Origin of the sequence: Ideonella sp. A 288, from assembly GCF_002198735.1 — a bacterium.
In the GTDB taxonomy this organism is placed as follows: Bacteria; Pseudomonadota; Gammaproteobacteria; order Burkholderiales; family Burkholderiaceae_C; genus Pseudaquabacterium.
The window spans coordinates 1-18,765 of record NZ_MWLO01000113.1 but is presented as its reverse complement, the minus strand read 5'-3'; the positions used below and the strand labels follow the sequence as shown (position 1 = coordinate 18,765).

Here is an 18,765-nt window from a genome sequence, read left to right as displayed (position 1 = left end):
AGTATAGGAGGCGTCACTGAATGGTTCGGCTGTGACACGTTGTCGCAGCGGCCATGCCGAGCGGTGCACCCGGGCGGCCCGATGCCTTGTGCCTCATGCCGGCGGCGGCGTCCACGCGTGCCGCTCGCCCTGTGCCGAGCGGCACCACGCGTACAACGCGTCATAGACCACCATGCCCTTCTCGAGGCATTGCTGGTCGTCGGCATGGGCGGCCGACAGGCCGAGCGAAACGGCCAGCAGCCCCGCGCACTGCGGCGCCAGTGCCAGCCGGTCGGTGTCGGCGCCGCGCACGATGGTGGCCAGCACCTGCAGTGCCGGATCGTCCAGGCCGTGGCGGGCGATGAAGGCGTCGAAGCTGCAGCGCTCGCCGTCGTGCGAGTGGGCCACGCCGGGGATGTCGAAGGGCGTCGCTCCCTGCGCCTCGGCCACGGCCAGCACCTGGTCGGCGGGCACGTAGAGGAACTCGGCCTGGGCATCGATGAAGCGACGGATCAGCCAGGGGCAGGCGATGCGGTCGATCTTCGGGCGTTCGCGCGTGACCCAGCGGGTGCGCCCGGGCAGCGGCTGGATGGACGCTCCGGATTGCTGCCAGGCGACGAAGCCGCCGTGCAGGTGCCGCGCCTCGTGGCCCATCGCCCGCAGCATCGCGGCGATGCCCTGGCTGATCTCGTGCCCATGCGCGCAGGACACGATGCGGGTCACGCCAGCTGGGAGTTCGTCCTTCCAGGTCAGCACGCGCTCGGGGTCGCGCCACTGCGAGCCGGGGATGTCGCCGGCCTGCGTGCGGCGCGCCTTGTCACGGCGCACATCGAGGATCTCGATCGGATCGCCGCGGTTCAGCAGCGACTGCAGTTCGGTGACGGTGATGGCCTCCATGGGATGCTCCTTTCAGGTGTCAGCGCAGCAGCGACAGGGCCAGTCCGACGCCCGCCGACACCGCGATGACCTCGATGACGCCGCGCTTGAAGCGCAGCAGGGCGACGGCCGCGGCCACGGTCATCGCCGCGGCCACGGCATCGAAGGGGCCGGCCCAGCCGTTGGGCCACCACACGTGCCAGCCGAAGAACAGCGCGAGGTTGACCACCACGCCCACCACCGCCGCGGTGATGGCCGTCAGCGGCGCGGTGAAGCGCAGGTCGCCGTGGGTGGATTCGACCAGCGGGCCGCCGGCCAGGATGAACACGAAGGACGGCAGGAAGGTGAACCAGGTGGCCACCGTGGCGGCGGCGACGCCAGCCAGCCACAGCGCGTCCGGCCCGAAGATCGCCTTGGTCCAGCCGCCCACAAAGCCCACAAAGGCCACCACCATGATCAGCGGCCCCGGCGTGGTCTCGCCGAGCGCCAGCCCGTCGATCATCTGCGTGGCGGTGAGCCAGCCGTGGTGCTCGACCGCGCCCTGGTAGACGTAGGGCAACACCGCGTAGGCGCCGCCGAAGGTGAGCAGGGCCGCCTTGGTGAAGAACCAGCCCACCTGCGCGAGCGTGCCCTGCCAGCCGTGCAGCCCCACCAGCACCGCCATCGGCAGCAGCCACAGCAGCGCGCCCACCACCAGCACCGTGGCCAGACGCGTCGCGCGGAAGCGCGCATGGGGGGGCGTGGGCGTGTCGTCGTCGATCAGCGCCGGGCCGAACGAGGCCACCGCCTGGCCGTGGCCACCGCCGGGCGAGAACGGCGCCGGCCACCAGCGGCCACCGGCCATACCGGCCAGCGCGGCGCCCAGCACGATCAGCGGGAAGGGCAGGTCGAGCGCGAAGATCGCGACGAACGAGGCGATGGCGATGCCCCACAGCGCGCGGTGGCGCAGCGTGCGGCTGCCGATGCGGTGAGCAGCCTGAAGCACGATGGCGGTGACCGCCGGCTTGATGCCGTAGAACAGGCCCGCCACCAACGGCGTGTGGCCCTGCGCCATGTACAGCCACGACAGCGCGATCAGCAGCACCAGCGAGGGCAGCACGAACAACGCGCCGGCGACGATGCCACCCGCCGTGCGGTGCATCAGCCAGCCCAGGTAGGTGGCCAGCTGCTGGGCCTCCGGGCCCGGCAGCAGCATGCAGTAGTTCAGCGCATGCAGGAAGCGCCGCTCGCTGATCCAGCGCCGCCGCTCGACCAGTTCGGTGTGCATGATGGCGATCTGCCCCGCCGGCCCGCCGAAGCTGATGAAGCCCAGCCGCAGCCAGAAGCCCAGCGCCTGCCGGAAGGGCACCGGCGACGGGGTGGGCGATGCATCGTTCATGCGGTGGCCTCGCGCTCGAAGGCGGTCCACAGGCCTTCGAAGACGCCCGCTGCCGCCAGGAAGAGCTGGTCGTCGTCGGCCAGCGCCTGGCGCATGCCGGCCAGCACGCGCTCGACACCGTCGGCCTCGGGCACCGGGGCGCCGCCGGCGTCCAGTCGGTGCACCAGCGCGCCCAGCCGCCGCAGCGCGGGGGTCTCGAGGTCGAAGGCGGCGAGCAGGGTCTCGAAGGTGACGCGTGCGCCGACATGGCTGAAGGTGGCGCCGTCGAAGTCGAAGCCCAGCGCGTCGGGCGGGCAGCGCCGCACGTCGTCCAGCCACAGGAAGCGCGCACGGGTGTCGATGAAGCGGCGGATCAGCCAGGCGCTGGCCAGGCGGTCCACCCAGGGCCGGCGCCGCGTGGCCCACAGGCGCCCCTGGTGTTCGGCCCGCAGGCGCCGCGGGATCGCGCCGGGCGCGGCGTGGGGCTCGTCGGGCTGGCCCCGGCGCGCCGCCAGCGCCTGCAGGTCGGCCAGGGCGGCCTCGGCCTGCCGCGTGGCCTCGCCGGGCAGGTGGTCGATGCCGCGCAACTGGTCGAAGCGCTTGCCCAGGCCGGCCACGTGTGCGGCCAGGGCGTCGTCGGCCAGTTTCGGCTCCTCCCGGCGAAGTTGCGCGATGTCGGTGAGCAGTACGGCGTAGTCGGCACTGCGGTCGAAGAGGCGCGCGAAGTCGTCTCCATCGAGCGCCTCGACGCGCAGCAACTTCGCCTGACCCTCGCTGGCCTTGACGTCTGCGGCCACCGCCGCGAGGGCCTGCACCAGCGCGTCGCGCTCCGGCAGCAGGTAGACGCCGTCGCGCAGCACGGCGGCGCCCAGCGCCTTCAACGAGCGCCAGGCGCGCATGCGCGCCGTGCCGTTGCGCGTGGGCAGTGAAAGGACCAGCATCGACCACATGTCAGTAGCATACGCTACATACTTGTCGAGGTCATCACATCAACCTCACGGCGTGTGACCACCCAGCGCCTGGTGCGGCGGCGGGCCGGTGCCCTGCACGCGACGCCCCGTCTCCCTAGAATGGCCCATCGCCCGGCCGGGCTCCTGCCGCGGCGCCCCACCCAGGAGACAAGCATGCGCGAGTACCTCAAGTTCTACATCGACGGCCAATGGGTCGATCCGCTGCAGCCCCGCACGCACGAGGTCATCAACCCCGCCACCGAGCAGCCTGCCGGCCGCATCTCGATGGGTTCGGCGGCCGATGTCGACCGCGCGGTGATGGCGGCGCGCCGGGCCTTTGCCACCTACTCGCAGACCACGGTCGAGGAGCGCGTGGCGCTGCTCGAGCGCATCCTCGTCGAATACAAGAAGCGCTACTCCGACATGGCCGCCGCCATCACCGAGGAAATGGGCGCGCCGGCCATGCTGGCGCAGAAGGCCCAGGCGGCGATGGGCGTGGGCCACCTGCAGTCGGCGCTGGAGGTGCTGAAGACCTATGCCTTCCAGGAACTGCGCGGCACCACGCTGGTGGCCAAGGAGCCGATCGGCGTGTGCGGCCTGATCACGCCCTGGAACTGGCCGGTGAACCAGATCGCCTGCAAGGTGGCGCCGGCGCTGGCCGTGGGCTGCACGATGGTGCTGAAGCCCTCCGAGATCTCGCCCTTCTCGGCGCAGGTCTGGGCCGAGGTGATGCACGCGGCCGGCGTGCCCGCGGGCGTGTTCAACCTCGTCAACGGCGACGGCCCCACCGTGGGCGCGGCCATCGCCAGCCACCCCGAGGTGGACATGGTGTCCTTCACCGGTTCCACCCGCGCGGGGGTCGAGGTGGCGCGCAATGCCGCGCCCACGGTCAAGCGCGTGCACCAGGAACTGGGCGGCAAGTCGCCCAACCTGCTGCTGCCCGACGCCGACTTCAAGCGCGCCGTCACCGCCGGCGTGCGCGGCGTGATGACCAACTCGGGCCAGTCGTGCAACGCGCCCACCCGCATGCTGGTGCCCAACGCCCGCATGGACGAGGTGCTGGCCATCGCGAAGGAGGTGGCCGAGGCCACCACCGTGGGCGCACCCGACAGCGGCGCCGCGCTGGGCCCGGTGGTGTCGGCCGCGCAGTGGGACAAGATCCAGACGCTGATCCACCGCGGCATCGAGGAGGGCGCCACGGTGGTGGCCGGCGGCCCGGGCAAGCCCGCCGGCCTGGACACCGGCTACTACGTGCGCCCCACCGTGCTGGGCCACGTGAACAACCGCATGACGGTGGCGCGCGAGGAGATCTTCGGCCCGGTGCTGGTGGTGCTGGGCTACGACACGGTGGACGAGGCGGTGGCCATCGCCAACGACACGCCCTACGGCCTGGCGGCCTATGTGTCGGGCGCCGATGTGGAGGCCACGCGCCGCGTCGCGTCGCGCCTGCGCGCCGGCCAGGTCAACATCAACAGCGCCGCCCCCGACCTGATGGCCCCCTTCGGCGGCTTCAAGCAGTCGGGCAACGGCCGCGAGTGGGGCGACCATGCCTTCGGCGAGTTCCTCGAAGTGAAGGCGGTGCTGGGCTACGCGCCCAAGGCGGCCTGAGGCCCCCTGGCCCCCGGGCTACCTCCGCACGACCAGCGCGCACAGGTTGCGCACATGCCGCGGGCCGGGCCGCAGGTCGGCCAGCGAGCGCAGCGCGAGCGGGCCGGCCGCGGCGTCCAGCGGCCGGTCGTCCTGCGCGGTGATGACCAGCACCTGGTCGCCGAGGGCTGAGTTGAACAGCTCGCCCCAGCTGTACACCGCGCGGTAGCCGTCGGTGGCCACGGCCTCGACGATGCCGGTGCGCGCACCACGGTCGTTGGGTCCGCCGAAGCCGGCCTTGGCCAGCACGTCGCGCACCAGCACGCCCGAATAGGCCAGGCTGCGCTCGCTGGCCACGCCGGTGGCGGACGACACGGTTTGCCGCTGCGTCAGGCGGGTGGGCGGCAGGGCGGCCAGGTCGGCACTGGACAGGGCCCATGGCGCCGGCCCGGTGCCCTGCACCACCAGCGCCGTGTCCGCGGCGCGGGGCGCGGTGTCGGCCGGGCAGGCAGCGGCGCAGGCCGTGCCGATCCACAGGACGGCGGCGCACCAGGCGCGGCCGGCGGGGGCATCGAGGGTCATGGCCAGCCCCTTCACCGCAGGTTCAGTTCGCGCAGCTTGCGGTACAGCGTGTTGCGGCTGATGCCCAGCCGCCGCGCGGCCTCGGACAGGTTGCCCTTGCACACCTCCACCACGCGGGCCACGGTCTGCGATTCCTGCAACCGCAGGTCGGCCTCTTCGTCGGCCACCTGCTGCGCCGGGCGCGTGGCGCGCACCTCGCGCAGGTCGTCGGCCAGGTCTTCGGGCAGGTGCGCCAGGGTGATCTGCAGTTCGCCGTCGGCCAGCAGCGCGGCGGCGGTGCGCAGCGCGTTGTGCAACTGGCGCAGGTTGCCGGGCCAGCGGTAGGCGGCCAGGTCGCGCGCCAGGGTGGGCGACAGTTCCAGCGGCCGTTCGGGCGCGATCTCGCGCAGCATCTGCGCCACCAGGCCCGCCATGTCGCTGCGCTCGCGCAGCGCCGGCAGGTAGAGCGTCAGGCCGTTCAGGCGGTAGTACAGGTCTTCGCGGAAGCGTCCGGCGTCCATCTCGAGCCGCAGCTTGCGGTGCGTGGCGCAGACCAGGCTGAAGTCCACCGGCACCGGCTTGCCGCCGCCCAGCGGCACCACGCACCGCTCCTGCAGCACGCGCAGCAGCCGCGCCTGCATGGCCAGCGGCATGTCGCCGATCTCGTCGAGGAACAGCGTGCCGCCCTGGGCCTCGCGGATGCGGCCCGGCGCGCCGTCGCGCCGCGCACCGGTGAAGGCGCCGGCGCTGTAGCCGAACAGCTCGGCCTCGATCAGCGTCTCGGGCAGTGCGGCGCAGTTCACCGCGACGAAGGGCTTGTCGCGGCGCGGGCTGCTGGCGTGTGCGGCGCGCGCGAACACCTCCTTGCCTGCGCCCGATTCGCCCTGCAGCAGCAGCGCGATCGGCTTGTCGATGACGCGGCGGGCGCGCTGCACCGCGGCGGCCATGGCGGGGTCGCCGGTGTCGAGCTGCGCCAGGGCGTCGATGGGCCTGACAGGCGTGTTGAGCGTGCAGGATGCGTCGTGCATGCCCGGCGCCACCGCGTGCAGCCGCCGGGCCCACGCGCCGCCGCCTTCCACACGCGCCCACAGCATCGAGCCGTCGTGGCAGGGCAGCCGCAGTGCCGCGGCGCTGCCGCGGTGGGCGGCCTCGATCAGCGACTGCAGGCTGCCGGGCAGCATCGTGTCGAGCCGGGCCTGGCCGATGGCGTCGCGCGCCAGCCCCAGCATGGCCAGCGCGGCGCTGTTGGCGCCGATCATCAGGCCGTCCTCGGCCAGTGCCACCAGGCCTTCGGTGAGCGAGCCCAGGCCCTCGGCCTGCGGGTGCAGCCGCAGCCGCAGGCTGCCGGCGTGCCAGGTGTCGAACAGACGGTGCGTCACCATGCTGGCCGCCGCGCGGGCCAGGCCCAGCGTGTGCGGGTGATAGGCGCGGTGGTCGCCCGAGATGTCGAAGGCGCCCATCAGCCGGCCCGCGGGGTCGATGATGGGGGCCGCCGAGCAGGTGAGGAAGCTGTTGCGCTCGAGATAGTGCTCGCCGCCGTGCACCACCACCGGCGTGCCCTCGGCCAACGCGGTGCCGATGGCATTGGTGCCGCGGTACTGCTCGGCCCAGTGCGCGCCGGGCCGCAAGGCCACGCGCTCGGCGCGGCTGGCGAAGTCGTCGTCGCCCAGCGTGCGCAGCAGCATGCCCTGCGCGTCGGCCAGGATCAGCAGGCTCTGCGTACCGACCACGTGGTGGGCCATGTAGTCCATCACCGGCTGGGCGTGCGACAGCAGCTCGTACTGGCGCTGCATCGCGCGTGCCAGCTGGGCCGCCGACGCATGCGGTGCGCCGGGCGTGCGGCCGCTGGGCGACAGGCCGGCCGACCGGCTGCGCTGCCAGGACCGGGCGAGCAGGTCGCCCAGCAACGGCGTTAGTGATTCGTGCGAGACCTCGCCGCCCTGGTCGAGGAAGCGGCGCGCTGCGCGCAGCTGCGCGGCGGGAATCAGGGCTTGGCGGTGGTGCGGTGTCATGTCGTCTCCTCGGTCGTGCTGGCCGGTGCCACCTATGCAAAGTCGTTCATGGGGGAGTTCCCCAGGGTGACTTCGATTTCAGCGTCCTCCGGTGGTGCGTCTGTGCTGCCTCGTGACACTTTGGCGGCTGAACAGGTGCGCTGAACACCTTTGTGCAGGAAGCGGGCCAGGCTTGCGCGGCATTCCCCGCGCTTTTCGTCGAACCCGGCCTGGCACGTCCGGTGCATTGGGCGTTGCCCGCGGTGACGGGGCGCACGCCTTCGCCACCCGATGCACAGCCCGCCCACTTCCCCTTCAACCGTCAGGAGACAACCATGACCGTTTACGCCGCCCCCGGTACCGCCGGTGCCAAGATCGCCTTCAAGGCCCGCTACGACAACTTCATCGGTGGCAAGTTCGTGCCGCCGGTCGAGCGCCAGTACTTCGACGTGATCACGCCGATCACCGGCAAGACCTACACGCAGGCCGCGCGCAGCACCGCCGCCGACATCGAGCTGGCGCTGGACGCCGCCCATGCCGCCAAGGACAAGTGGGCCGCCGTGCCGGCCGCCGAACGCGCCAACATCCTGCTGAAAATCGCCGACCGCATCGACGCCAACCTCGAACTGCTGGCCTACGCCGAGACCGTGGACAACGGCAAGGCCATCCGCGAGACGCTGAACGCCGACATCCCGCTGACCGCTGATCATTTCCGTTACTTCGCCGGCTGCCTGCGTGCGCAGGAAGGCTCGCTCACCGAAGTCGACGGCAACACCATCGCCTACCACTTCCACGAGCCGCTCGGCGTCGTCGGCCAGATCATCCCCTGGAACTTCCCGATCCTGATGGCCGCCTGGAAGCTGGCGCCGGCACTCGGCGCGGGCAACTGCGTGGTGCTCAAGCCCGCCGAGTCCACCCCGATCAGCATCCTGGTGCTGGCCGAGCTGATCGCCGACCTGCTGCCCCCGGGCGTGCTCAACATCGTGAACGGCTACGGTCGCGAAGCCGGCATGCCGCTGGCCACCAGCAAGCGCATCGCCAAGATCGCCTTCACCGGCAGCACCGCCACCGGCCGGGTGATCGCCCAGGCCGCGGCCACCAACCTGATCCCGGCCACGCTGGAACTGGGCGGCAAGAGCCCCAACATCTTCTTCGAGGATGTCGCCTCGGCCGACGACGCCTTCTTCGACAAGGCCATCGAAGGCCTGGTGCTGTTCGCCTTCAACCAGGGCGAGGTCTGCACCTGCCCCAGCCGTGCGCTGATCCAGGAATCGATCTACGACAAGTTCATGGAGCGCGCGCTCAAGCGCGTGGCCGCCATCAAGCAGGGCAGCCCGCTGGACACCGCCAGCATGATGGGTGCCCAGGCCTCCGCGCTGCAGATGGACAAGATCATGTCCTACCTGGAAGTGGGCAAGCAGGAAGGTGCGCAGGTGCTGATCGGCGGCGGCAAGGCCGAGCTGGGCGGTGACCTGGCCGGCGGCTACTACATCCAGCCCACGCTGTTCAAGGGCCACAACAACATGCGCGTGTTCCGCGAAGAGATCTTCGGCCCGGTGCTGGCCGTGACCACCTTCAAGGACGAGGCGGAGGCGCTGCAGATCGCCAACGACACGCCTTACGGCCTGGGCGCCGGCGTGTGGAGCCGCGACGGCAGCCGTGCCTACCGCATGGGCCGCGCCATCCAGGCCGGCCGCGTGTGGACCAACTGCTACCACGCCTACCCGGCGGGTGCGGCCTTCGGCGGCTACAAGGAATCGGGCATCGGCCGCGAGACCCACAAGGCCATGCTCGACCACTACCAGCAGACCAAGAACCTGCTGGTGAGCTACAGCCCGAACGCGCTGGGTTTCTTCTGATCGCCGGCTGACGGCGCCCCACCCGGGCGCTGCCGCAGGCTTTCGCGGGGCGGCTTAGGCCGCCCTTTTCTCTTCCATCGACAGGAGACCGATGATGATCGAACGGGTCGTGGCCACCGACGCCGCGCGGGCGCTGATCGCCCAGCTGCGTGCCAGGCATGGCAAGGTGATGTTCTACCAGTCGCACGGCTGCTGCGAGGGCAGCATGCCGATGTGTTTCGCCGAGCACGAGATGCAGCTCAACAGCGGCGACGTGCAACTGGGCACGATCGACGACGTGCCCTTCTGGTGCAGCGCCGTGCAGCGGGACTACCTCAGCGGCCTGCAGTTGACGCTGGACGTGGACCCCGGCAACGGCGGCACCTTCTCGTTGGAGGACGGCTCGGGCCAGCACTTCGTGGTGCGCCTGCGGCTGTGGACGGACGAGGAGTCGCGCGCGCTCGAGGCGCAGGCCGCCGAGGCGGCCGTCGGCACCGGGGGCGCGAACGGCTGAGCACGGCCCGGCGGTCGGTGCGGCTGGGCATCTGCGCCGCGGTTCGCGTCGGCGCAGCACACGCGCCGGATCGCCGTCGCGCGGCCTGGCACGGCCGCCTGCGGTCGTACACTGGGCGCCTGCGCGGCCCGGCCGCGCGCCGACGCGCCACCCGCCACCGCCATGGACCTCCTGCCCTCGATCGCCGCCATCGTCGCGGCCTACCTGATCGGTTCGCTGTCGTTCGCTGTCATCGTCAGCCGCATGATGGGGCTGGCCGATCCGCGCAGCTATGGGTCGGGCAACCCGGGTGCCACCAACGTGCTGCGCACCGGCAACAAGGCCGCCGCGGTGCTGACGCTGGCGCTGGATGCGCTGAAGGGCTTCGTGCCGGTGATGCTGGCGCTGTGGCTGGCGCCGCGCTTCGGCTTCGGCGACGCGACGATCGGCTTCGTCGGCCTGGCCGCCTTCCTCGGCCACCTGTGGCCTGTGTTCTTCCGCTTCCAGGGCGGCAAGGGCGTGGCCACCGCGGCCGGCGCGCTGATGGCCATCAACCCCTGGCTGGGCCTGGCCACGCTGGCCACCTGGGCCATCATCGCGGCGTTCTTCCGTTACTCGTCGCTGGCCTCGCTGGTGGCCGCCGTGTTCGCGCCGTTCTACCAACTGCTGATCTGGGGCGGCTCGCCGCTGGTGCTGGCCATCGCGGTGATGAGCCTGCTGCTGATCTGGCGGCACGCCGGCAACATCCAGAAGCTGCTGGCCGGCAAGGAATCCAAGCTCGGCCAGAAGGCCGCGGCCCCGGCGCCTCGGGAGAAGCCGCACGCCCCTGCCCGGGGCCACAGCCACCATCACGAGCGGTCCCACGGACACACCTCGCCGGCCCACGGTCCCGCGCCCTCGCATTCCAAGCACAAAGGAAATCACTGAAATGGTTCAACGCTACGACGTCGGCGCCCGCATGTCCGAGATGGCCGTGCACAACGGCGTGTGCTATCTCGCCGGCCAGGTGGCCGCGGGCGGCTCGGTGGGCATCGCCGACCAGACCCGCGAGGTGCTGGCCGCCATCGACGCGCTGCTGGCCAAGGCCGGCACCGACAAGACCAAGATCCTGCGCGCGCAGATCTTCCTGGCCGACATCGCCGACTTCCCGGGCATGAACGCGGTGTGGGACACCTGGGTCGTCGCCGGCCACACGCCGCCGCGGGCCACCGTGCAGGCGGCGCTGGCCAAGCCCGAGTGGAAGGTCGAGATCGTCGTCACCGCGGCGCTCTGAACACCGGGCCGTGCCAGCGATGGAATCGCGCCGCTCGATCCTGGGCCTGGTGGCGCTGGTGCTGGCCATCAGCGCAGCCAGCCAGTGGTGGGGCCACCGGCAGGAGCAGGCCCTCGGCCGCTCGGTGGCGCAGGCCGCCCGGCCCGGCGACATCGTGATGATCGCGTCGGACACCTGCATCTTCTGCAAGTCGGCCCGGCGCTGGATGGACGAGCATGGCGTGGCCTTCAGCGAGTGCTCGGTCGAGCGCGACGCGGCCTGCGCCGAGCGCTACCGCGCGCTGTCGTCGCCGGGCACGCCGCTGATGCTGGTGCGCGGCGAGCCGCAACTGGGCTTCAACCCCGAGCGGGTGCGCCAACGGCTGTCGGCCGGCTGAGCCTGCAGCGCAGGCGCCGGGTGCCTACAAGCCCAGGCGCGACAGGTCTCCGCGGCCCTGCCGCACCAGCACCGGGTCTTCGCCGGTGAGGTCGATCACCGTGGTCGGCGACATCGGGCAGGCGCCAGCATCGACGATGCCCTGCACCAGCTTCTCGTAGCGCTCGCGGATCTCGTCGGCGTCGTTCAGTGGCTCCTGCTCGCCGGGCGGGATCAGCGTGGTGGCCAGCAGCGGCTGGCCCAGTTCGGCCAGCAGTGCCTGCGTCACCTGGTGCTCGGGCACGCGCAGGCCGATGGTGCGGCGCGACGGGTGCGACAGCCGGCGCGGCACCTCTTTCGTGGCCTCCAGGATGAAGGTGTAGGGCCCCGGCGTGCCCAGCTTCAGCAGCCGGTACTGCCGGTTGTCGACCCGCGCGTAGCTGGCCAGTTCGGACAGGTCGCGGCACAGCAGCGTCAGGTGGTGCTTGTCGTCGACGTGGCGGATGCGGCGCAGGGACTCGGCCGCCGCCTTGTCGTCGAGGTGGCACACCAGCGCATAGCTGGAATCGGTGGGCACCGCGCACACCCCGCCCTGGTGCAGGATCTGCGCCGCCTGCTTCAACAGCCGCGGCTGCGGGTTGAGGGGGTGGACTTCGAAATACTGGGCCATGGCATGCTGCGATTCGGCGTGAATTATCGAGCGCCCCGTGTGACGCGCCCATGGCACGGATCAAGGCGGCCGTGCATTCCGAGTCGCCTCGGCTGACAACGCACGGCGGGTCTGTCGGCCTCAGTCCGCCAGCGTGTCGCTGGTGACCGTGTCCACAGGCCGCTGCGCCGCCTGCGCGGCGCGCAGGTTGAGCCACGCGCTGGCCGCACCGCAGGCGGTGATGAGGCCGAAGCCCACCCAGGCCCAGCCGTCGGGCAGCCGGTCGAAGACCAGCCAGCCCAGCAGCGCCGCGGCGCCGATCTGCAGGTAGACGAAGGGCATCAGCGTGGCGCTGGGGGCCAGGCCCAGCGCCAGGATCAGCATCAGGTGGCCGAAGGTGCCGAGCGCACCGATCAGCAGCAGCAGGCCCAGGTCGGCCATCAGCGCGGCGCGCAGCGTGGCCAGCGGGTCCAGGCCGCTGGCCGCGACCACCGGCGCCAGCAGCACGGCCCCCACCGCGCCGGTGTAGAAATGCGTGGTGAAGGGCGACTCCAGCGACGCCAGCCGGCTGGTCAGCACCTGGAAGCTGGCATAGGACATGGCCCCGATCAGCGGAAAGGCCACCGCCCAGCCGTACAGGCCGCTGCCCGGGCGGATGACCACCAGCGCCCCGGCGAAGGCGCCGATGACCAGCGCCCAGCGCAGCCGCGACACGGGCTCGTGCAGCACCAGCGCGGCCAGCAGTGTCACCAGCACCGGCGTGAGCATGTGGATGGCGGTGAACTCGGCCACCGGCAGCCACTGCAGGCCATAGAAGGACATGCCGCTGGTGAACAGCAGCAGCGCGCCGCGCAGTGCCTGGAAGCGCGGGTGCCGGGTGGCGAAGCCGGGCGCCTGCGGGCGGCGCAGCCGCCAGACACCCAGCCAGGCCAGCATCAGCACCGCCTGGAACAGGTAGCGCCCCCACAGCATCAGCATCACCGGCAACTGCCGGCCGCCGCCGTAGCGGATGGCCGTGTCCATGCCGGCGAAGCAGGTCACCACGGCCAGCATCAGCAGCACACCCAGCAGCGGCCGCGGCCGCGCGGGCGTCATGGCGCCGGGTGCTGCACGCGGTGGGCCAGCGCCTCCCATACGGGACGCAGCGCGTCCGGCAGGCCGGGCAGGGCGCCCAGGTCGGTGCGGCTCTCGCCGGGCGAGTGGAAATCGCTGCCGCGCGAGGCCAGCAGGTCGAATTCCGTGGCCATGTCGGCGTACTTTCGGGCGTCGCCCAGGACATGGCTGCCGGTCATCACCTCGACGCCTTCACCGCCATGGGCCTTGAACTCGGAGAACAGCGCGTACTCCTCGGTGGGCGTGAAGCGGTAGCGCCCGGGGTGGGCGATGACGGCGATGCCGCCGGCGCCGGTGATCCAGCGCACCGCGTCGCCCAGGCCGGCCCAGCGGTGGTCGACATAGCCCGGCTTGCCCGGCGTGAGGTAGCGGCGGAACACCGCGCCGGTGTCGCTGCACACGCCCGTCTCGACCAACCAGCGCGCAAAGTGCGTGCGCGAGACGAGGCCGGGGTTGCCGACGTAACGCTGCGCGCCGTCGAAGGCGCCGGTGATGCCGACACGGGCCAGGCCTTCGGCCATGTCGCGGGCGCGCTGCAGCCGGCCCGCGCGGGTGCGGGCCAGGCCCTCGACCAGCGCGGGATCGTCGATGTCGAAGCCCAGGCCGACGATGTGCACCGTCTCGCCGGCGAAGGTGACCGAGATCTCGACGCCACTGAGCCAGGACAGCCCCAGGTCGCGCGCCGCCTGGGCCGCCGCGGCCTGGCCGCCCAGTTCATCGTGGTCGGTCAGGGCCCAGAGATCGACACCGCCGGCCTTGGCACGGGAGGCCAGCGCCTGGGGGGCGAGGGTGCCGTCGGAGCGGGTGGAATGGCAGTGCAGGTCGGCGTTGATCAGGTGCACCGCTGGATTGTAGGAAGCGCACGCCTGCAAGGCCGCCGACGGGTCTTGCAGCGGCGCCGTCATGCGGCTGCACGGGGACCTGACCTCTGAATACCGAACGGCACACTTCAACGCCGACCGCCGGGCGCCGCAACGTAGACCTGAGTTGCTGGAGGAAATGCGGCCTGGCCACTTTCATCGAGCGCAGCAGGGGGGGCTGAAGGCCGGCGCCGGCCGGCATGGGCGCACTCAGCGCGCGCGCGCAGTCACCTGCACTTCCACACGCCGGTTGGGCAACAGGCAGTCTTGCAGCAGCTTGGTCTTGTCCTTCGCGGTGCGTGCAGCAGCGGGCCGGGTCGGATGGCAGGGCTCCACAGGCTGGGTGTCCCCACGGGCTTCGGTGAGGATCAGCCGCGAGTCCACCCCCTTGGCAACGAGGTGGTTGGCCACGGTGGCCGCGCGGCGTTCGCTCAGGCGCTGGTTGTAGTTGCCCTTGCCAGTGCTGTTGAGGCGGTCGGCATGGCCGATCAGGCGCACCGATTGGAGCACGAGGCGCTCGGCGCGCAGCCTGTCCAGCAATGCGTCGAGCTGCTGGACGCTGGATGGATGCATGTCCCTGGATGTGTCGCGGTCGAAGCTGAACACAACCTGGGCCGACAGGGTCACTGCCAGTGGCGCGGCGGCCGCCACCGGTGTCGGTGCCGGTGCCTCGGGGGGCGCCAGCAGCACGGTTGGCGACGGTGCCACGGAAGTCACTGGCCCGGGGGGCGGCGGCGCACAGGCTTCGGCTTGCACCCTGCCGTCGGCCAGAAGGTCCTCGGCGATCTGCAGGTAGGGCTTCGCGTGTCGCCAACCTTGCTGGTTGTGCTCGTTGCCCGCGTGAACCAGTTCCACCTCGGCGCAGGCAGCCTTTGCCTGTGCACAGCGCCAGCCGGGGTGCGTGCGCAGCGCTTCGGCCTGCGCCCACAGATCGGGCCGCAGGCGCGCGGCGCCATTGACCAGCACTGTGTCCATCGACAGCGGTGTGGTGCCGCGCTCCATGCCGGCAATGAGGATCTCGCTTTCGCTCAGCGCGGCCTGCGGGAAGGCGCTGCGGTCGTTGCGGGTGTACTCGTGAAAACTCACGTCCAGCCAGCACTGGGCCTTGGCGAGGTGGTGGTCGCGCAGGGCGCGGCCCTTGTCGTTGAGACTGCGAATGCGGTCCTGCAGCGATTCATAGGCTTGCTGGTCGGCACTGACCGACGCATCGCTGATGCGTTGGGCCTGCGGCGTGAGCGTGGTCTGCGCCGATGCCATGGTGGACGCCGCCAGCGCGATGGTGCAGAGCGTGGCGCGGGCGACGGAGGTGGGGGCGGTGGGCTTCATGGTGTGGCCTTCGTGATCAGCGGATGTTCGGCGGGCCGTCACCGGCCCAGGCTGCGGTTGACCTCTGGGTCCGCGCCCTTGAACAAGGTTTCGTCGAACTTGAAGCGCAGGCGCAGATAGGCACCACGCTGCGTGTAGTCGTCGCCGGAGAGGTCGCGATCGGCAGAGAAGCCGGTGAAGTTCACGCCCGCCGACAGCCACAGGTTGGTCTTCAGCAGGTAGCCGACTTCGGCGCCCACCGCGTGCTGCCGGGCGCCGAGTTGTCCGGTCTGCACCGCGGCGGCGACGCCGATGTCCCAGTTCTCGCTGAGGTCGTAGACCAGGCGGCCGGCCACCATCTGCGCGCGGAAGCTGCTGCGCACGCCTTGCTCGAACTGGTCGGTCTGCCACTTGCCGGCGATGCGGCCCGTCAGCCACCAGGGACGCGACGGGTGGTAGTCGGCATGCAGGGACACGATGGTGGCGCGCGTCTTCAGCGTGCCGACAGTGGCATTGCTGGCGTCGCTCTCGTGCTTGAACTCGATCTTGCCCAGCGCGTTGACGCGGTTGGTATCGGTGTCGCGCCAGGCCAGACCGAGCTGCGCGCGGTCTTGCAGCACCTCGCCGCGGTCGGTGTAGTCGGTGCGGAGGTAGTGGTTGCGCGCCAGCAGCGTCCAGTCGCGGTCGAGCTTGCGTGTGGCCATCACCTGCCACAGCGTGGTGTCGAAACGCTCGTTCACCGCGGGGGTGTTGGCGATGTCGTCGGAGCGGCGCCATTCGATGCGCGTGCTGCCTCGCCACAGCGGGTTGGCATGAAAGTCCAGGCCCGCGCTCAAGGCGGTGGCCTGCGCCGTGGCACCCGAGAGCACCTGGATTCGCTCGGCCGCGGTGGACAGGCGCAGGCCCGGCTGCAGATCCCACTGGCTGCGCACGCCCGAGGCGAGCTGCAGGTCGCGGCCGCTCAGCGCATCGCGCAGGCGGTACTCGCTGAAGATCTGCGTGTCGCGCCAATGCGTGGTGTCGACGCCCAGGACCAGCGCGTTGGCCGTCTGGCCCGTCGCACTGGTGCCCTGCACCTGGGTCCAGCCGCTCATGCGTTCCCAGCGCGTGTATAGGCGGGCGCGCTCGGTGAGCTGCACATCGGCGCTGAGCGCGGCGCGCTGGCGGTCGTCGCCCGACACCGATTGCTCCAGCTCGCCGCCCAGGCGCAGCCGGTCGTTGACGCGCCAGCCCAGACCCACACGCACGCCGTCGCTGGACAGCTCGGTGCCTGCCGGCAGCGGCGAGACCAGTGAGCCGAGGCCTTGCGCCCCGATGGCGGGCAGGCCGGTGCTGGGGTCCAGCGCCTGGTTGCCGTAGCCCAAGAGGCCGCCGCCCGAGCCGGTGGCCAGGCTGCCACTCAGGCCGTTGGTGGCACCGAAGGGTTGTTCGGTGGTGCCGTTGGCTTGCGTGCCGATGGTTTCACGCGCACTGCGCCAACCGGCTTCCAGCGTCAGGCGATCGGAAAGCGCCCAGCGCAGGCCGGCACCGGCACTTTGCCGTTCGCCGCCGCCGGGGTTGCGGTCTTCGCTGCGCATCGCGTCGCCGACCAGCCTGAGCGTGTCGGTGAGCGCCACGCTGGCCTGCAGCTGCGCTTCGCCACGGCCGCCTTGCAGCGGCGCCGCGGGGTTCTGGAACGCGGGGTCGCTGCGGCCGACGAAGGCGCGCGCCTGCACGGCACCGTCTTCGTGCGCCAGCTCCACGCGCCAGGCGTTGCCGCTGACCTTGCCGTGCCGCGTCGCCAGGCCGGGCGTTGCGGTCTGGTTCACCGGGTTGGTGTTGATCTCGCTTTCCGAGCGGGCCAGCTCGGCCACGATGGCGCTGCGCGGGCCCAGCTTCCATGTGGCATTCGCGCTGCTAAGGCGATAGGGCGCCAGGTCGTTGCGATCCACCACGGCCGAACCGCCGACTTCGACGGCCTCGCTGACGCGCGCCTGCACGTCGCCGCCGTAGACCCAGAAGCGGTCGCCGCCCTGGTCCACCTCGTAGCTGACGCGCAGCGACACCGGGTTCAGGTCACTGTCCACCGAGGGCATGAACTGCGTCAGCAGGATGCGGCCCGAGAAGGGCTCGAAGCTGTAGTCCACCAGCCGCAGCAGCGGCTTGACGGCGATGATGCGAGAGGGCTGGTGGCGGTCGCGCACCACCATTTCCACCTTCTCGCTGCCTTCCACCGCGCCGCTGTTGCGCAGGCCATAGGGGCCCGAGCCCTGGCTGGCCATTTCTTCCACCACCTGGCGCAGCGAATCGTTGAAGACGAAGGCGTTGGCGGTGATGCCGCCTGCTTCGTGGTGCGCGCGGGCGCCGGTGGCGCTGCGGTTGTAGGCGCCCAGGCTGCGTTGCTTCAGCGATGCGACAGCGCCCTGTCCGATGGCTTGTGAGAAGCCGTCGCCGGTGACGAAATCGCCATAGAGCAGGTAGCTCTTCTGCTTGTCGACGCGCACGTACAGGCGGTCGCCGGAGCGCGCGTCGAAGCTGCGCAGCGAGGCATCTCCATAAACCGGATACAGCGCGTCCGGTTTGATGTCGCGCAGCAGGCGGGCGCGGGTCTCCTTGTCGGAATCGTAGGCGGCCGTGAGCAGCAGGTCGCCCGAGATCGTGCCCTTCAGGAAGAAGGCGGCGCGGGCGGCGGCGTTGGCCTTGCCCTGGTTGAACTCGCGCGACCAGGCGGCGATCTCCTGCTCGAAGGCGTCGCCGCGCCGCACCGGGTTGATGGTGGCCTTGTGGCGGAACGAGACGATGCCCTCCAGCAGGCCGGCACCGATCATCGGCCGCAATTCGGGCACGAAGCTGATGATGCCGCTGGCCTGGCTCTTGCCGGCGGTGACGCGGATGCGCACGTCCTGCGCCTCGGCCGGAGCGATCAGGGTGAACTGCGCGATGCCGTTGGCCACCGGCACCTGCACGCCCGGCACAGCGCGGTCGGCATCCAGCGCGCGCGAGCCGAATTCGTCGCTGCGGGCGCCGGGCAGCTTCAAGCGTCCGCCGGAATGCTCGATGGTGACGAACGACGGGCCGGCGAGCGGTTTGCCATCGGGGCCGAAGACGCGCACGGTGAGCTGCACATGGCTCTGTCCGTCGGCGGGGACCGCGTTGCGGTCCACCTCGACGAGGATCTGTTCCACGGCGGCGTTCGCCGCATAGGGCTCGCCGCGCAGCAGCGCCGGAGCATCGGCATCGTCGCCAGGCTGGCGCGGCAGCAGCGGCGAGGCCGTGCCCAGCACCGGCGTGTAGCGCACGTCGGTGGGCAGGCCGGCCGGCGGCTGGGTCTGAGCCTGCGCGGCGCCGGCCAGCAAGGGCAGCAGCAAGGCGCGGGAAACGAGCAGGGCGAGACGCCGTGGCTGCGGATAGCGCCCGGCGCGGTGGGCCATGAGCCCTTTGATGCGATCAGCGCGTGCCATGGCGGGCCTCCTTCGCTTGGGCGTTGGCGGCGTCGCCCGGGCTTCGGCCCGTGGGTGGGGGCTGGTTCATTGGCAGTTGGCCTGTCGGCCGGTTCTGTTCGTCCAGCGCGGGCGCGTTGGCGGCCGGGGCGGGGCTGTC

16 protein-coding genes are annotated in these 18,765 nt (G+C 71.3%); 6 read left to right on the top strand and 10 right to left on the bottom strand.

Annotation, left to right across the window (positions count from 1 at the left end; translation table 11 throughout):
* Nucleotides 1-93 precede the first annotated feature (93 nt).
* Genes EOINJALH_RS11525 through EOINJALH_RS11515 form a run of 3 tightly spaced genes read right to left on the bottom strand, consistent with a single transcriptional unit; the run spans nucleotide 94 to nucleotide 3,153 of the window.
* The gene (locus EOINJALH_RS11525) at nucleotides 94-876 is read right to left on the bottom strand and encodes a chromate resistance protein ChrB domain-containing protein (protein WP_088280504.1); all 783 of its coding nucleotides are present in this window, start codon (nucleotides 874-876) and stop codon (nucleotides 94-96) included.
* Between the two features lie 19 nt (nucleotides 877-895).
* Nucleotides 896-2,233, bottom strand: a complete 1,338-nt coding sequence (gene chrA, locus EOINJALH_RS11520) for a chromate efflux transporter (RefSeq protein ID WP_088280503.1) — start codon at nucleotides 2,231-2,233, stop codon at nucleotides 896-898.
* Complete coding sequence (locus EOINJALH_RS11515) at nucleotides 2,230-3,153, bottom strand: chromate resistance protein ChrB domain-containing protein (RefSeq protein ID WP_234413796.1); 924 nt, start codon at nucleotides 3,151-3,153, stop codon at nucleotides 2,230-2,232. The genes chrA and EOINJALH_RS11515 overlap by 4 nt, the downstream gene beginning before the upstream one ends.
* Before the next feature lie 183 nt (nucleotides 3,154-3,336).
* On the opposite strand from EOINJALH_RS11515, the gene EOINJALH_RS11510 reads away from it, so the two are divergent.
* Complete coding sequence (locus EOINJALH_RS11510) at nucleotides 3,337-4,770, top strand: aldehyde dehydrogenase family protein (RefSeq protein WP_088280501.1); 1,434 nt, start codon at nucleotides 3,337-3,339, stop codon at nucleotides 4,768-4,770.
* Nucleotides 4,771-4,788: 18 nt separating this feature from the next.
* On the opposite strand, the gene EOINJALH_RS11505 is transcribed toward EOINJALH_RS11510, so the two are convergent.
* Both EOINJALH_RS11505 and EOINJALH_RS11500 read right to left on the bottom strand, forming a co-directional pair.
* The gene (locus EOINJALH_RS11505) at nucleotides 4,789-5,331 is read right to left on the bottom strand and encodes a molybdopterin-dependent oxidoreductase (RefSeq protein ID WP_144289981.1); all 543 of its coding nucleotides are present in this window, start codon (nucleotides 5,329-5,331) and stop codon (nucleotides 4,789-4,791) included.
* An 11-nt stretch (nucleotides 5,332-5,342) separates the two neighbouring features.
* A complete protein-coding gene (locus tag EOINJALH_RS11500; protein ID WP_088280499.1) occupies nucleotides 5,343-7,322 on the bottom strand; it encodes a sigma-54-dependent Fis family transcriptional regulator in 1,980 nt (659 codons plus the stop codon).
* A 314-nt stretch (nucleotides 7,323-7,636) separates the two neighbouring features.
* Between EOINJALH_RS11500 and EOINJALH_RS11495 the strand changes: the two genes are divergently transcribed.
* From EOINJALH_RS11495 to EOINJALH_RS11475, 5 genes are all read left to right on the top strand, one after another.
* A complete protein-coding gene (locus EOINJALH_RS11495) occupies nucleotides 7,637-9,160 on the top strand; it encodes an aldehyde dehydrogenase family protein (protein ID WP_088280498.1) in 1,524 nt (507 codons plus the stop codon).
* Between the two features lie 94 nt (nucleotides 9,161-9,254).
* The gene (locus tag EOINJALH_RS11490) at nucleotides 9,255-9,653 is read left to right on the top strand and encodes a DUF779 domain-containing protein (protein ID WP_199873329.1); all 399 of its coding nucleotides are present in this window, start codon (nucleotides 9,255-9,257) and stop codon (nucleotides 9,651-9,653) included.
* Between the two features lie 162 nt (nucleotides 9,654-9,815).
* On the top strand, nucleotides 9,816-10,559 hold the full coding sequence (gene plsY / locus EOINJALH_RS11485; protein WP_088280496.1) for a glycerol-3-phosphate 1-O-acyltransferase PlsY: 744 nt from the start codon (nucleotides 9,816-9,818) through the stop codon (nucleotides 10,557-10,559).
* Nucleotide 10,560: 1 nt separating this feature from the next.
* On the top strand, nucleotides 10,561-10,905 hold the full coding sequence (locus tag EOINJALH_RS11480) for a RidA family protein (protein ID WP_088280495.1): 345 nt from the start codon (nucleotides 10,561-10,563) through the stop codon (nucleotides 10,903-10,905).
* A gap of 19 nt (nucleotides 10,906-10,924) precedes the next feature.
* A complete protein-coding gene (locus EOINJALH_RS11475; RefSeq protein WP_088280494.1) occupies nucleotides 10,925-11,281 on the top strand; it encodes a glutaredoxin family protein in 357 nt (118 codons plus the stop codon).
* A 24-nt stretch (nucleotides 11,282-11,305) separates the two neighbouring features.
* Here EOINJALH_RS11475 and EOINJALH_RS11470 read toward each other — a convergent pair whose 3' ends face one another.
* The 5 genes from EOINJALH_RS11470 to EOINJALH_RS31160 form a co-directional block, all read right to left on the bottom strand.
* Entirely contained in the window at nucleotides 11,306-11,929 is a 624-nt protein-coding gene (locus EOINJALH_RS11470) for an L-threonylcarbamoyladenylate synthase (protein ID WP_088280493.1), read from the bottom strand.
* 120 nt (nucleotides 11,930-12,049) lie between these two features.
* A complete protein-coding gene (locus tag EOINJALH_RS11465) occupies nucleotides 12,050-13,003 on the bottom strand; it encodes a DMT family transporter (RefSeq protein WP_088280492.1) in 954 nt (317 codons plus the stop codon).
* The gene (locus EOINJALH_RS11460; RefSeq protein ID WP_234413795.1) at nucleotides 13,000-13,863 is read right to left on the bottom strand and encodes a 3',5'-nucleoside bisphosphate phosphatase; all 864 of its coding nucleotides are present in this window, start codon (nucleotides 13,861-13,863) and stop codon (nucleotides 13,000-13,002) included. Before EOINJALH_RS11460 ends, EOINJALH_RS11465 begins: the two co-directional genes overlap by 4 nt.
* 228 nt (nucleotides 13,864-14,091) lie before the next feature.
* Nucleotides 14,092-15,207, bottom strand: coding sequence for an OmpA family protein (locus EOINJALH_RS31165; protein ID WP_144289979.1), 1,116 nt, complete (start codon nucleotides 15,205-15,207; stop codon nucleotides 14,092-14,094).
* A gap of 38 nt (nucleotides 15,208-15,245) precedes the next feature.
* Nucleotides 15,246-18,626, bottom strand: a complete 3,381-nt coding sequence (locus EOINJALH_RS31160) for a hypothetical protein (protein WP_144289978.1) — start codon at nucleotides 18,624-18,626, stop codon at nucleotides 15,246-15,248.
* Nucleotides 18,627-18,765: the final 139 nt, after the last annotated feature.